Origin of the sequence: Rothia sp. HSID18067 (genome assembly GCF_003989445.1) — a bacterium.
Classification (GTDB): Bacteria; Actinomycetota; Actinomycetes; order Actinomycetales; family Micrococcaceae; genus Rothia; species Rothia aeria.
The window spans coordinates 238,502-250,500 of record NZ_RBMF01000003.1; the positions used below are offsets into that span (position 1 = coordinate 238,502).

An 11,999-nucleotide genomic window follows, 5' to 3' on the forward strand; every position below is an offset into this window, starting at 1 on the left:
AGTGTTTGCGTTACTCCAGCTCAACCGGGCCGAGCACGCGTATCTCCTCAATATCCAGGATTTCCTGAATGGCGTGGAGCACGTTCATATCGATTGTGCGCTCATTACGCAGGCGCTTGAGCACGCTGCGTTGCTTCTCCAAATGCCGCAGGCGCAGCTCTTTCTCAAGGTCGCTCGCTTCAATAATGCGGTGGGCTTCTTCCGGCGCGTTCGCACCGTGCTTACGAATGGTGTGCAGGTTGCGGTACATACTCGCGTTGTACATCTGTTCTTCGGCAATGCGGTCGATAATTTCCTGCGGCGCACTAATTTCCTGGCCGATCTCAGTCACAGAGTCGAAGGACTCGGCAATGATCGTGCGCACCGCTTCATTAATCTCGTCTTCTTCGCTGGTATCAACCGGAATTTTCGCCCACTTGATAACGAGCGGCAGGAGCATCCCCTGAACCACCATCGACAGAAGAACCACGCCCGCAACAATAAAGATAATAAAGTCACGCCCGGGAACATCAGTCGGCACGGAGAGAGCCACCGCGAGGGAAACACCGCCGCGCAGCCCCGCAAAGGTGCTCACCACACGACCACGGAAGGTTGTGCGCAGCCGCCTCTGCTTTTCTGAACGGTCAAGGGCACGAATAATACCGATCGTGACGTGCAGGAAGATGAAACGCGCCGCAATGGAAACGAGCCATGCCACCACAATCACGGCGAGTGCAGAAGCCCACGCATAGTTGTATTCGTGGATGACGCCTTCCATATGCTCGGTGGCGCTGGGCAGCTGCACACCCACAAGCACGAAGAGCGCACCGTTCATGACATAGGAAACAAACGACCAGATGGGCAGACCGTAGAAGCGGTTTTGGGGTTTGATGGTATCCGGTCCGCGGTAGGTCAGGTAGAAGGCGGCGACCACCACGGCTACCACTCCGGAACCTTTCATGCCTTCAAAAGGCTCGATCTCTTCAGAGAGGAAGAAAGCAATAAACGGTATGGTGAACATGAACACGCTGAAGTTCATGGGGTTGCCGATATGTGCACGCAGCTTATTCGCACCCCACCCAACGGCCAGGCCAACGAGAGTTCCAATCAGGAACGAGAAGAAGAACATTCCGGATGCGGTCCCCAGAGCCAGCTCATGACCGCCCGCAAGCTGTAGGGCGAGCGCGAAAAGAACTAGGGTGGTGCCGTCGTTAATGAGTGCTTCCGCTTTGAGGGTGGTAATGGAGGCTTTGGGGAGTTTGCCGTTGAGCGTTGCCACAGCCACGGCATCGGTGGGGGCAAGCGCCACACCGATAATCAGCGCCACATGCCACATGTAGATACCCATGAAGGTGTGGAGTACCCAGGCGATAACGAACGCCGTAAAAATTACGAGCACCGTGCCCGAGAGCAGAATGCCGCGCAGACGGGCACGTACCTCACGCCAAGAGGTGTTTCGGGTCTCCCAGAACAGCATCACGGGCAGGAAGATTTCGAGAATCACGTGCGGGGGCAGCCCGGCCTCACGCACCTCGTGCATGGCGTGAACGGGGATGAGTGCCAGCACAAGCCCCATGAAAATGAGCATAATGGCGGGGGTTATTCGTATTTTATGGGCGAGGATATTACCCAGAAGAATTGCCAGCGATAGGGCAATGATGACTTCAAGCAAACTGGTGTGTTCCTTTGTGCTTTGGATGTGGTGGCTGGTTCATGGTGTTCGGGTGAGGCGCGTATCAATAAACCCCAACCCCAGCCCCTAACCTTAGCACTGAGCACACCGTTAAAATAGGGTTAGACCGGCTCTAATGTGATGCACGCAATAGTATGGGCAGTTAGGCGCATGAGGCTCAACTACCCGATGTGCAAGCACGGCAGATGGGCACTATGCAACGCCTTGCTTACTCCACTACCGGCCGTTGGTGGGGGTCACGGTACCCGGCCACAGCACGAAATATGACGATTCATGTCGCGCAGACACAAAGATGCGCGCCCTGCGGCAGAAAATCCGTCACGGGGCGAGCGTACATACACCAAACGTGAGAAAATGGGGGCATGACTGAACAGACTAATTCCCCAGTAACTGGCTCCCCGCTCGTGAAGCGCGGGCTTGCCGACATGCTCAAGGGCGGCGTCATCATGGACGTCGTCACCCCCGAACAGGCCAAGATCGCCGAAGATGCTGGCGCCGTCGCCGTCATGGCGCTTGAGCGCGTACCCGCCGATATTCGTGCGCAGGGCGGCGTGGCCCGCATGTCCGACCCCGACATGATTGAGGGCATCATTAACGCCGTCTCGATTCCCGTGATGGCGAAGGCGCGCATCGGGCATTTTGTTGAGGCACAGATTCTTGAAAGCCTCAAGGTGGATTACATCGACGAGTCAGAGGTGCTCTCCCCCGCCGATTACGTGAACCACATTGACAAGCACCAGTTCACGGTGCCGTTCGTATGTGGCGCCACCAACCTGGGTGAGGCGCTGCGCCGTATCGCCGAGGGTGCTGCTATGATCCGCTCGAAGGGTGAGGCTGGCACCGGTGACGTCTCGGAGGCGACCAAGCATATCCGCACCATTAAGCGCCAGATCGCCGAGCTGCAGGGCCTGTACAGCACCATGCCCGACGAGCTGTACGTGAAGGCGAAAGAACTTGCCGCCCCCTACGACCTGGTGCTCGAAGTTGCGAAGACCGGTAAGCTGCCCGTGGTCATGTTTACCGCCGGTGGCGTGGCAACCCCCGCCGACGCCGCCATGATGATGCAGCTGGGCGCGGACGGCGTATTCGTCGGCTCCGGCATCTTCAAATCCGGCAACCCCGAGGCACGCGCCAAGGCCATCGTGAAGGCGACCGCATTCTACAACGACCCCGACAAGGTGGCGGACGCATCGCGCGGCTTGGGCGAGGCCATGGTTGGCATCAACGTTGCCGATCTGCCCGCGCCGCATCGCCTGGCGGAGCGCGGCTGGTAAGTATAGGCCGCCGCGTGGCGAATGCGCGCTCGCCGATCGATATATTCGGTTCAGGTGAGGGCGCCCGGCCAAGGCGTGCAGGGGGTGAAGCTCGGTGCGGGCTTCGCCCCCGACTCTGTTCAGAGGCGTTATCCGCTCGGGTGAGTTTGGTGCTCTCAAACACAGCCCGAAACCCAACGTTCTACATTGTGTGCGCAACCTCGTGTTGCAGAAAGATAGGCTCATGAGCGAGACTGAGGTTCTTCCCCCGGCTGCCCTGCCCGGTGCGGGCAAAACCGTGGGTGTTTTGGCACTGCAGGGCGGCGTTGCCGAACACGCGCGCATGCTCGAATCACTGGGAGCGCAGGTGGTGCTCGTCAAAAGTGCCGAGCAGCTGGCGAACCTGGATGCGCTGGTTCTGCCCGGCGGCGAATCTTCCACGATTGACAGGCTGACCCGGATTTTTGGTCTGCGTCAGCCGTTGATTGAGGCGATTTCGGGGGGCTTGCCAACCCTGGGAACCTGTGCCGGGCTGATTATGCTCTCGACTGTGATTGACGATCCAGCTCCGGGACAGCAGTCGCTCGGTGTGTTGGATGTTTCGGTTGGGCGTAACGCCTTCGGCTCACAGGTCGATTCGGCGCAGGTTCATCTGTCGTGGCTTACACCCTCAGGTGAGGACGTCGTGATCGATACGGCGTTTATTCGCGCCCCGATTGTGACCCGCGCCGGTGAGGGCGTGCAGGTGGTGGCGCATCATGAGGGCAAGATTGTGGGTGTGCGCGCCGGGAACATTATCGGCATTTCTTTCCACCCGGAAGTCACCGGCGATACCACCGTGCACGAGGAGCTGCTCTCGCTAATTCGGTAGGCTCTCTCCCGCCTCTCCCCGGGTATAAAAATAGAGTCTTTATGTGAATAAAGCGTACTTTTCACCGCTTTATTCACATAAAGGCTCTTTTTATGGGGGCAAAAGTTATCGGGACCTATCGGGGGTTATCAGGGTTTTTAAGATAAGTCCCGATAGGTTGAGATAAGCGGCAAAACTCAGAATGTAGCTGATGAGGATCGACTCAAGCCGTTTCTACTATCTCGTAGAACAGCATTCCCACTGCGCTTGCGCGCCTTCCGCACGCAGATTTGGTGCCTCGCGCGCTCGGAATCTGCGGTGCTCCAGCCGTCTCCACCCTAAGAGTCATCACGGGGGTAAATTTCATAATGCGTGCCGTGTGTTCTACCCCGGTGAAAAGGGTTGATTCAACTTTACCGCATGTTTTACAGGTAAAACTCTCTCATTCCTAGACTTCGCGCCGCATTAGAGTTCAATGACGGTATCGTCCTGCCGGGCGGGCGCATCCTCATCGTGGGTGCTCACCAGCACGATTGCGGTATGGGCCGCTCGCTCAATCAGCTCCCAGACGCGGGCACGGGTAGGCGTATCCAGCCCGGCGGTCGGTTCATCGAGAACCATGACGGTCGCGGGGCTCAGGGCTTTCTGCTCATTCAAGGCTTCGGCCGCCGCCAAAGTACGCGCCAAGGCGATGCGCCTGCCCTCTCCCCCGGACACGCTGCCGCTCTCACCCGCGACGGCGTCATGACATCGAGCACCACTAGAGGTAAATTCGCTTAGCCCCACCGCCTGCAGGTACCGGTCGCATATATGCACCGGAATGTCGCGCCCAAACGCCACATTCTCATGCGCGGTACCAACCAGCAGCACAGCTTCCTGCGGCAAGTAGACAAACCGAAGAGTGCCTTGCGGTGCGCTCATCGACATATAAGCGGGGGTAGTTGTCGCACGCACACCAAGAAGCCGTTCTAAAAGCAAACTTTTTCCCGCACCGGATGCGCCACGCACCCAACATGGGCGTCCCGGCTTCACCGTATGCACACCATAGGATGTTTCACTCAGGTTGCGTGCATCCACGCGGAGGGAAAGTTCACCTGTGGTTACGACATAGTCGATGAGATACCCCGAATTCTCAGCGGCAGGAGTGGCTATTTTATGGTGCGCCTGCCGGTAACGCTCCGCCGAGACCGCGATGGTCGATACCCCAAAGCCGACGGCTTGGAGCGGGCCAATTGCCGCCGCGCACACTCCGATGAGTGCCACCGCAGTACCCGTAATCTGCGCCGGAGAACCTTCACCAAATAATACGGTTTTGAGCACTATTGCGAGCAGACATAGAGACAGCATCGCGCCCTGCCAGGTGTGTAACAACATGGTGTAACGGTAACTTTTGAGAGCTTTTGCTTCTACAGGCAGGCGGCCTTGGGCGTATCGGTCACGCAGAAAGGGAGCCGCCCCAAGGATTCTGCTTTCACGCCACAGGCGGAGCGTGTTTTCCAGGGTGCCGAAACTGCGCATTGAGCCGTCAAAGAATTCGCCTTGAAACTTCTGATGACGCGCAATCAACGGCATGCTTCCAGCCAGATATAGGGCTACAAACCCGCAAAATATGCCTAGCTCCGGCACGCCACCCATCACCAGAATTGAGACAGCACCGGCGATACAACCAACCCCGGCGGGCAGAATTGAGAGGTACAAGGTGGCAAGGGTTTCGCGAATGGATGCGGCCTGCGCATCGACGGCATACGCAATTTCGGAGGCGCCTAGTGTAGCGCGTGCGCGTGGGTCGGCGCCGATGCTGGTGACGAGCGCATCCGCCATATGGTGCGATTGCATTTTCTGCTCGATGAACCCGTAGGCAGGGTAGAAAAGATACCGAAAGCTCTGCCCGATGAGCCACAGAATACTGTAAAGAATCACGAGGATGGCAAGGTTTTGACGCCAAACTTCGGGGTTTTCGAGGGTGCGCTGAACACCATAACCCAGCAGAATGGGGCAGGCGATCAGAGCAAGCGCAGAGATAATGACGGCGGCCAGTACGCTAAGGTTTTTCGGGGATGAGACTCGCCAGGCTAAAGTCATGACGCGAGCACAAAATATAAAATATGGTTTGAGGTATTTCACCGAGTTCTCTTTCTCTCCCACTGTCTGATGCGGCGGGAGAATACGTTGTCGGTATGTGTGCACCTAGGCACGGTATAACGTTATATATCGTACACTTTCCCACATATCGTACGCTTTAACCCTACAAATATGCGGGAAAATGTACAGTTTATGGGTGACAGGGGCACGGCTAAAGCCACCCGTTGTCGCGGGCGATACACCGTGCATGAGGAATACAATATAAAACAGTCCCGCAAAAACCCAAAAGGCCCTGTCACAGGTTATGCCGGGACCAGGTTATTGGTGTGATGACAAGCCCCTGCTGCACCCCTGACGAATGTCACGGGTGCGCCGAAAAACCGCCGTTATGCTACTGGTACCGTCAGTATCCTGCAGCAGATAGGGCACCTTATGAGTACAGACACCGCGCCCGCACTCACCATCAATAACCTCACCAAAACCTTCGGTGCCACCACGGCCAATAGCAATATTAGTGTGCGCCTTGACCCCGGCGAGGTCACGGCCCTCATAGGGCACAACGGCGCCGGTAAAACAACTTTTCTCAACCAAATCGTGGGCCTGACCAAGCCGGATGCGGGCAGCATCAGCTACGGCGGCACGGACCTGATAGCGCATCCGACACAGGCTCGGCAGATATGCGCGATCATGCCGCAGGTAACGTCGTCCCTGGAGGGGGTGACCCCGCGCCAGGCGATAGCGACGGCGGTTCGTATTCGCGGGTTGAAGCCGAAGCAGGCGAAGCGGGCGGTTCAGGAAACTCTCGATACTCTCGATTTAGGGGATTGGGCGGGCAGGCCGGGGCATAAGCTTTCGGGCGGGATTAAGCGCCTCACCTCATTCGGTATGGCGGTTACCGCACCCGCCCCCATCTACCTCTTTGACGAGCCCACGAACGATGTTGATCCGGTGCGCCGTGAACTGCTGTGGAGGATGCTGCGGATGCGCGCCGAGCAGGGTGCCACGGTGCTGATCGTGACTCATAACCTCCTGGAGGTGGAGCGTCACGCCGATAGGTACCTGCTGTTTAACAAGGGGCTGCTAGTTCGTGATGAACCGACAAGCGCGCTGGGTTTGGAGGAAGCAAAAAGTACGCTCTCCATCACGGCTACCCCGGAGTTCCTTCAAGAACTTAGCAGCGTGCTAGATGTAAAAATATCCCCTTCACCAGGGAATATATCAGATACGGAATATATTGAGAAGCGTGCAGAGGGCGATTTCACTATCCCCCAGGAGTTTACCGTCACCCTGAGTACCGACGAGCTTGAGCTGGCCTTACCCCATGTACTTTCAGGAATCCGTGCGGGATGCGTCGAAAGCTATCGCATAGGCTCGGCGTCTTTGGCCGATAACTATGAGGAGATGATTAACCATGACTAGCACCCTCGTGCCCTCACGAATTTCGACGGTACGTGCCACGGTCGAGCTAATCCGCTGGTCACTGATTCGTAACGCCATCAACGCGCCGCTTTTTGCGGTGGTGCAGGCCCTTTTCGCCTTTGCGCTTCTTTACGGCATCTCGGTCTTCATGCCGCATCTTGACCGGAATTCTGCAGAATATCTGGCATCCGGCACGGTAACGGTGACCCTCATTTCTATGGGGTGTGTAATAGCTCCCCAGATTATCGTTACCACTAAGACGAACGGCATGTTCGACTATCAGCGGTCCCTTCCGGTTCCGCGCCTGGCGATTCTGGCGGCTGACATACTCGTTTGGGCGGTTCTCGCGATTCCCGGCATTATTGCGGGCGGTGTAGCCGCGAAACTCAAATTTGGTTTTGATGTGAACCTGAGTATCGGCGCTATTGCCGTTGTGTTCGCGCTTCAAGTTGTTATGGCGGTATTAGGGTTTATGCTTGCGTACTGGATTCCGGCGTCACTTCTGACGATCGTGACACAGACGATTGTCTTCATGGTTATACTGTTTGCGCCGATTAACTACCCGCCCGAACGGCTGCCCGAGTGGTACGCGCATGTTCATCAGTTCCTGCCATTCGCGCCTGCGGCAAACCTTATGAGGGCCACCCTCTTCAACATCGGCCCGATACAGATCCTGGACGTAATAGTCGTCGGTTTCTGGGGCCTTCTGGGATGCGCATCCGCACTGTGGGCACTGGCCCGCAGGGACTAGCAGTGGTGGTGTGGCCGCTCTTCACACACAGGGTCTACTGAAGGTATAGGTACTATTTCTGCGGCAAAAACAACATTAATCTATGAGGGTTATTCATTTGGGTGGTTTTGTATCCAGAAAAACAGTGCCCGCACCACCGAGAACACTCTCCGGTACGAGGTGAGGGGTCTGCGGAAGGTACTAGAGAGTACCCGCCAACACTTGAAGTGTGCGATCACGCGTTCGATGACGACCCGGTGGTGATTGATGTGCCGGTTCAGGTGTTTCTCGTCGTCGGTGAGTTCTCCGCCGGGTAGTTTCTTCACCGGGGTGATCAGGTCTAGTCCTTGGTAGCCCTTATCGGCCAGAGTATCGTGCGGGTCTAAGAATCTGTCCAATCCGTGCCACCGGTACGCAAACGTGTCGTGGTGTGCCCCGGGTACGGGGTAGGTGATCACCAAGGGTACACCATCTAGAGTGCAGATAATCTGGTGGTTGAATCCAGCACAGTGGTGTTTACCGCTGTATAGGCGCATTCCTGGACCATGCCAGTTGTAGGTGGGCACGAGGGTGCCGTCGACGATCACGGTCCCAGAACTCTGCAGCAGGGTTTCAGGTATGGGCGGTACTGCTGGGGCTAAGACGTGTAGCAGTGCTGTTTCTATCGTGTTCAGGATGCGGCTGATCGTTGGTTGAGAAACTCCGAAGTCTTCGGCTAAGAACTCTTCGGTCTGGTTCTGGCGTAGATACAGCAGGGTGGCTTTCAGCCCCTGGGTGAGGGTGAGTTTATGAGGTTTAGTGTTCGGAGTATTCCAGGTGAGGGTGTTGGTCAGGAGTGCTAGGAGGGTCGTGAATTGTGCTGGTCTCAGGCCGGTGGTACGGTGAGAAGGCAACGGTTCCTACCTGTGCGTGTATGGTTGGTGGTTGGTTTTGGTATTTCACCATCATACGTGGACAAGAGGTGAGGGGTCGTTGTTTTTCTGTGTGGTGAAGAGTGGTTAGGCGGTTGGGGTGTCACGCCCCTAATGAATAACCCTCATAGATGGACGGACTCAAGCAACTATTCGCAATCATTTCCTTCGGTATTCTAGACAGGTAAGAAGTCGCGTGAAAGTCATTACCATGGACATGTTTAGTCCCTACTACGATATTGCTAGAAAATTTTTTCCAAATGCTAAAATCGTTCTCGATCGCTTTCATATTGTCCAGCATCTCAGTCGAGCAATGAATCGCGTACGCATCAAAATTATGAATCAGTTTGATAGGAGAGCGCACGAATATAAAGCACTGAAACGTTACTGGAAACTCATTCAACAGGATAACTATACGCTGAGCAGTAAACGATTTTATCATCCAACATTTCGGCCGCATTTAACCAATAAAGAGATTCTCGAAAAACTTCTCTCTTACTCTCAAGATCTTAGAGATCACTATGAACTCTATCAGCTTTTACTCTTTCATTTTCAAGAGAAGCACGCTGACTATTTCTTTGAATTGATCACAGAGTCCATTTCTTCTGTGAATCCTATCTTCCAGACCATTTTTAGGACCTTTTTGAGGGATCAGGATAAGATCATTAATACACTTGAACTTCCCTACTCAAACGCAAAACTTGAGGCCACAAATAACCTCATCAAAGTCATTAAGCGAAATGCTTTTGGCTTCCGGAACTTTGAAAATTTTAAAACGAGAATTCTCATTGCTTTGAATATCAAAAAGGAGAGAACCAATTTGGTCCTCTCCAGGTTGTAACTTTTTATCAACCCACTACAGTTGACAAAAAGCCTAAAAATCTATTTTATCTATCATCTACTCCACCCCGCTGATACCAGTATAGCAAAAAAGAGGGCGATTGCCCTCTTTCGACATCTATTTTTGTTCAGCAATTTCTAAAAAGACTTGTTTGAAATCCTCATAAATCTTAAAAGCTGTTTTTAAAATATCTTCCAATTCGTCGTAGTCACTGAAATTGGGCATTTTGATACGATAGTCTGGGTCAATCATCAATCTAGAATAAATTCCCCACGGCATGCCTGCAATTGATTTTTCTTTATCTTTAACAGCCCAAATGAGCTCTACTGTTCCATTATAAAGTACAATATGCAGACCGAACCGATAATCTTCTATCTTTTCATAAAATTTAAAAAATTTCTCTTTGGGGTCAAAACCGGGAATATAGCCAGCCTCTGAAATCATATCCATAACTAACTCACCGTCAAGATATTTTAACGGTGTTTTATTTCTTAATTTCTCCGGACTATATTCTTTTGATAAGGCCTCATAGCGGTTGATGAAGTCAATATCAAGCAGAACTTGTTTAACAATCAAGTTTAGCTCCATGATTATTTATCATCTCCAAACAACTGTACATAATAGGTATGAACAGCTTCGTCTGTCAAATCAACTTCTTTCTCCTGCAAAGCAGTCGTAGCCGCCACTGACAAATCTGAAAACAGAGAAAGATTTTCCTTGTACTGAGTAAAAAACTCTGTTAAGGTCGCTTCATCCACCGCTTCAATCGTCTCGGGTAGATACTTTTCGCCACTTTCGTCGTAGCTTAATTTACAGATATAAGCCACAAAGTCTGCTATGCAGACCCAGACTGACGGAGCACTTTCTTTGTCAAGGTCAAAATAAGTAAGAATATCTTCCTCGTTTATATTTTCCAAGCGGTCATATAAAGCGTCAGGAGACACCGTTTCTTTATCCAAAAGAAAATCTTGCGTCATCTCAAGCGTCTTTTTGACAAAAACAATATCTTCCTTTTTCTTCAAATATGACGGTAAACACTCCGTCAAGATTTGCATGAAGTTTGCTAATTTATAATTTTCCATTTTTCACCTCAATCAACATATTTCCCGTTTTGAACAGTAAAGTTTGATCTTCCTGTCACTCGGACACCTTCAACTTGATTGGAAGATACTTTTATCTTTAAATTTGGGTATCTTTCACTTAGTTGTTTTATTACTCCAGATGCCTTATCGGGATTACCTAAACCACTTAAATAAGTAGGACATACTCCACTTGGATTTGATTGATACAAGTGTAAGACTCCCTTAACTTCTTCGTTTGATAAACCTGCTTTTTCCACAGCTTCAACGAACTCATTTGCCACATCTTCCTCGGCATGACGAGTCGCAGACGCAATTTTACCAGAACTTTTAATCGCTCTATCTGGTTTTAACACATCTAAATCATCTAGACCAGCTTCTTTTCTAACTCTTGGAGAGCCTCCTTTAAATACTATGTCTTCTAGACCTTCTATATCTGTTTTTGCAACAGCAAGTGTGTCAGTTTCTGGAACTCCCCAATCCTCTCGTAAACGCGAAATTTCATCTGGGCCCCAATTTGTATCTTCCTCCTCAACCTTCCCAGCCTTAGTGGCTTCGGTATCCACCTCTTCTGGCTTCTGCACTTTCTTGCCAGCGTCAGGGGTGACTTCGGGTTGTCCCGCTTTGGGGAGGTCGGGCTCTTGCGCCTTGACCTTCGGAACGGCACTAGCACTAGCTGCCGCAGCGTCAATGTCCGGTTTGACCTTGGTTTCCATTTCTGGCTTAATCTTGGTCGGATTGACTTCGGCTGGGCGAGTCACTTCAATGTCTGGCTTCTTGGTCACATCCACTTCTTTTGGACGACTGTTTGGTGACGCCACCTCGCTCGGCTTGAGTTGTTAATCTCGGATTGGATTGTCAATGTACTTGTTTAAAATTTCCATTTTGTTCCCCTACACTTTCCAGTATAACAAAAAAGAGGACTAACGTCCTCTTAAATAAAACTATGACTCCCTGATTTCAGCCAATCCACGAACAATAGCATCTTGAATTAAGTCTAAGGTTGAATTATATCCTTTTGTTTCCTTAAGAATATCTGTCACGTCTTTGACAACACCGTCAACAATGAGAGTAATGCCCTCTACTGTTTCTCCGCTATCGCCCTTTTCAAATTGTTCTGTCATCATTGTCATTTTCATTGATTTATCGGACATTCTTTTCC

11 protein-coding genes and 1 pseudogene are annotated in these 11,999 nt (G+C 52.4%); 5 read left to right on the forward strand and 7 right to left on the reverse strand.

Features of this window, described 5'->3' with window-relative positions; genetic code table 11:
- Positions 1–10: 10 nt before the first annotated feature.
- Positions 11–1,651 carry a Na+/H+ antiporter gene (locus D8M23_RS09900; protein ID WP_126854636.1) on the reverse strand — a complete coding sequence of 547 codons (1,641 nt, stop codon included), beginning with the start codon at positions 1,649–1,651 and terminating at the stop codon, positions 11–13.
- 383 nt (positions 1,652–2,034) lie between these two features.
- On the opposite strand from D8M23_RS09900, the gene pdxS reads away from it, so the two are divergent.
- Both pdxS and pdxT read left to right on the forward strand, forming a co-directional pair.
- On the forward strand, positions 2,035–2,946 hold the full coding sequence (gene pdxS, locus D8M23_RS09905; RefSeq protein ID WP_126854637.1) for a pyridoxal 5'-phosphate synthase lyase subunit PdxS: 912 nt from the start codon (positions 2,035–2,037) through the stop codon (positions 2,944–2,946).
- A gap of 223 nt (positions 2,947–3,169) precedes the next feature.
- Positions 3,170–3,796 carry a pyridoxal 5'-phosphate synthase glutaminase subunit PdxT gene (gene pdxT / locus D8M23_RS09910; RefSeq protein ID WP_126854638.1) on the forward strand — a complete coding sequence of 209 codons (627 nt, stop codon included), beginning with the start codon at positions 3,170–3,172 and terminating at the stop codon, positions 3,794–3,796.
- A gap of 444 nt (positions 3,797–4,240) precedes the next feature.
- On the opposite strand, the gene D8M23_RS09915 is transcribed toward pdxT, so the two are convergent.
- Positions 4,241–5,857 carry an ATP-binding cassette domain-containing protein gene (locus D8M23_RS09915; RefSeq protein WP_238693846.1) on the reverse strand — a complete coding sequence of 539 codons (1,617 nt, stop codon included), beginning with the start codon at positions 5,855–5,857 and terminating at the stop codon, positions 4,241–4,243.
- 432 nt (positions 5,858–6,289) lie between these two features.
- On the opposite strand from D8M23_RS09915, the gene D8M23_RS09920 reads away from it, so the two are divergent.
- Positions 6,290–7,276, forward strand: a complete 987-nt coding sequence (locus D8M23_RS09920) for an ABC transporter ATP-binding protein (protein ID WP_126854639.1) — start codon at positions 6,290–6,292, stop codon at positions 7,274–7,276.
- Complete coding sequence (locus tag D8M23_RS09925; RefSeq protein WP_126500696.1) at positions 7,269–8,027, forward strand: ABC transporter permease; 759 nt, start codon at positions 7,269–7,271, stop codon at positions 8,025–8,027. The genes D8M23_RS09920 and D8M23_RS09925 overlap by 8 nt, the downstream gene beginning before the upstream one ends.
- An 89-nt stretch (positions 8,028–8,116) precedes the next feature.
- Here D8M23_RS09925 and D8M23_RS09930 read toward each other — a convergent pair whose 3' ends face one another.
- Positions 8,117–8,899 carry a transposase family protein gene (locus D8M23_RS09930; RefSeq protein WP_094758338.1) on the reverse strand — a complete coding sequence of 261 codons (783 nt, stop codon included), beginning with the start codon at positions 8,897–8,899 and terminating at the stop codon, positions 8,117–8,119.
- Positions 8,900–9,035: 136 nt separating this feature from the next.
- Here D8M23_RS09930 and D8M23_RS09935 point away from each other — a divergent pair.
- A pseudogene (locus tag D8M23_RS09935) lies at positions 9,036–9,758 on the forward strand (ISL3 family transposase); the annotation flags it as partial.
- A gap of 117 nt (positions 9,759–9,875) precedes the next feature.
- Here D8M23_RS09935 and D8M23_RS09940 read toward each other — a convergent pair.
- The 4 genes from D8M23_RS09940 to D8M23_RS09960 form a co-directional block, all read right to left on the reverse strand.
- Positions 9,876–10,334, reverse strand: coding sequence for a hypothetical protein (locus D8M23_RS09940; RefSeq protein ID WP_233129311.1), 459 nt, complete (start codon positions 10,332–10,334; stop codon positions 9,876–9,878).
- Between the two features lie 14 nt (positions 10,335–10,348).
- Positions 10,349–10,840: an Imm6 family immunity protein gene (locus D8M23_RS09945; RefSeq protein ID WP_004190956.1), complete on the reverse strand. Its 492-nt coding sequence runs from the start codon at positions 10,838–10,840 to the stop codon at positions 10,349–10,351.
- 8 nt (positions 10,841–10,848) lie between these two features.
- Positions 10,849–11,622: a hypothetical protein gene (locus D8M23_RS11975; RefSeq protein WP_202976136.1), complete on the reverse strand. Its 774-nt coding sequence runs from the start codon at positions 11,620–11,622 to the stop codon at positions 10,849–10,851.
- Positions 11,623–11,781: 159 nt separating this feature from the next.
- Positions 11,782–11,991: a hypothetical protein gene (locus D8M23_RS09960; RefSeq protein WP_002924190.1), complete on the reverse strand. Its 210-nt coding sequence runs from the start codon at positions 11,989–11,991 to the stop codon at positions 11,782–11,784.
- Positions 11,992–11,999 lie beyond the last annotated feature (8 nt).

Bases quoted from the DNA above. Each gene is read 5' to 3' on its own strand.
- pdxS (WP_126854637.1), top strand. From the start codon at position 2,035: ATGACTGAACAGACTAATTCCCCAGTAACTGGCTCCCCGCTCGTGAAG.
- pdxT (WP_126854638.1), top strand. From the start codon at position 3,170: ATGAGCGAGACTGAGGTTCTTCCCCCGGCTGCCCTGCCCGGTGCGGGC.
- D8M23_RS09915 (WP_238693846.1), bottom strand. From the start codon at position 5,857: ATGACTTTAGCCTGGCGAGTCTCATCCCCGAAAAACCTTAGCGTACTG.
- D8M23_RS09920 (WP_126854639.1), top strand. From the start codon at position 6,290: ATGAGTACAGACACCGCGCCCGCACTCACCATCAATAACCTCACCAAA.
- D8M23_RS09925 (WP_126500696.1), top strand. From the start codon at position 7,269: ATGACTAGCACCCTCGTGCCCTCACGAATTTCGACGGTACGTGCCACG.
- D8M23_RS09945 (WP_004190956.1), bottom strand. From the start codon at position 10,840: ATGGAAAATTATAAATTAGCAAACTTCATGCAAATCTTGACGGAGTGT.
- D8M23_RS09960 (WP_002924190.1), bottom strand. From the start codon at position 11,991: ATGTCCGATAAATCAATGAAAATGACAATGATGACAGAACAATTTGAA.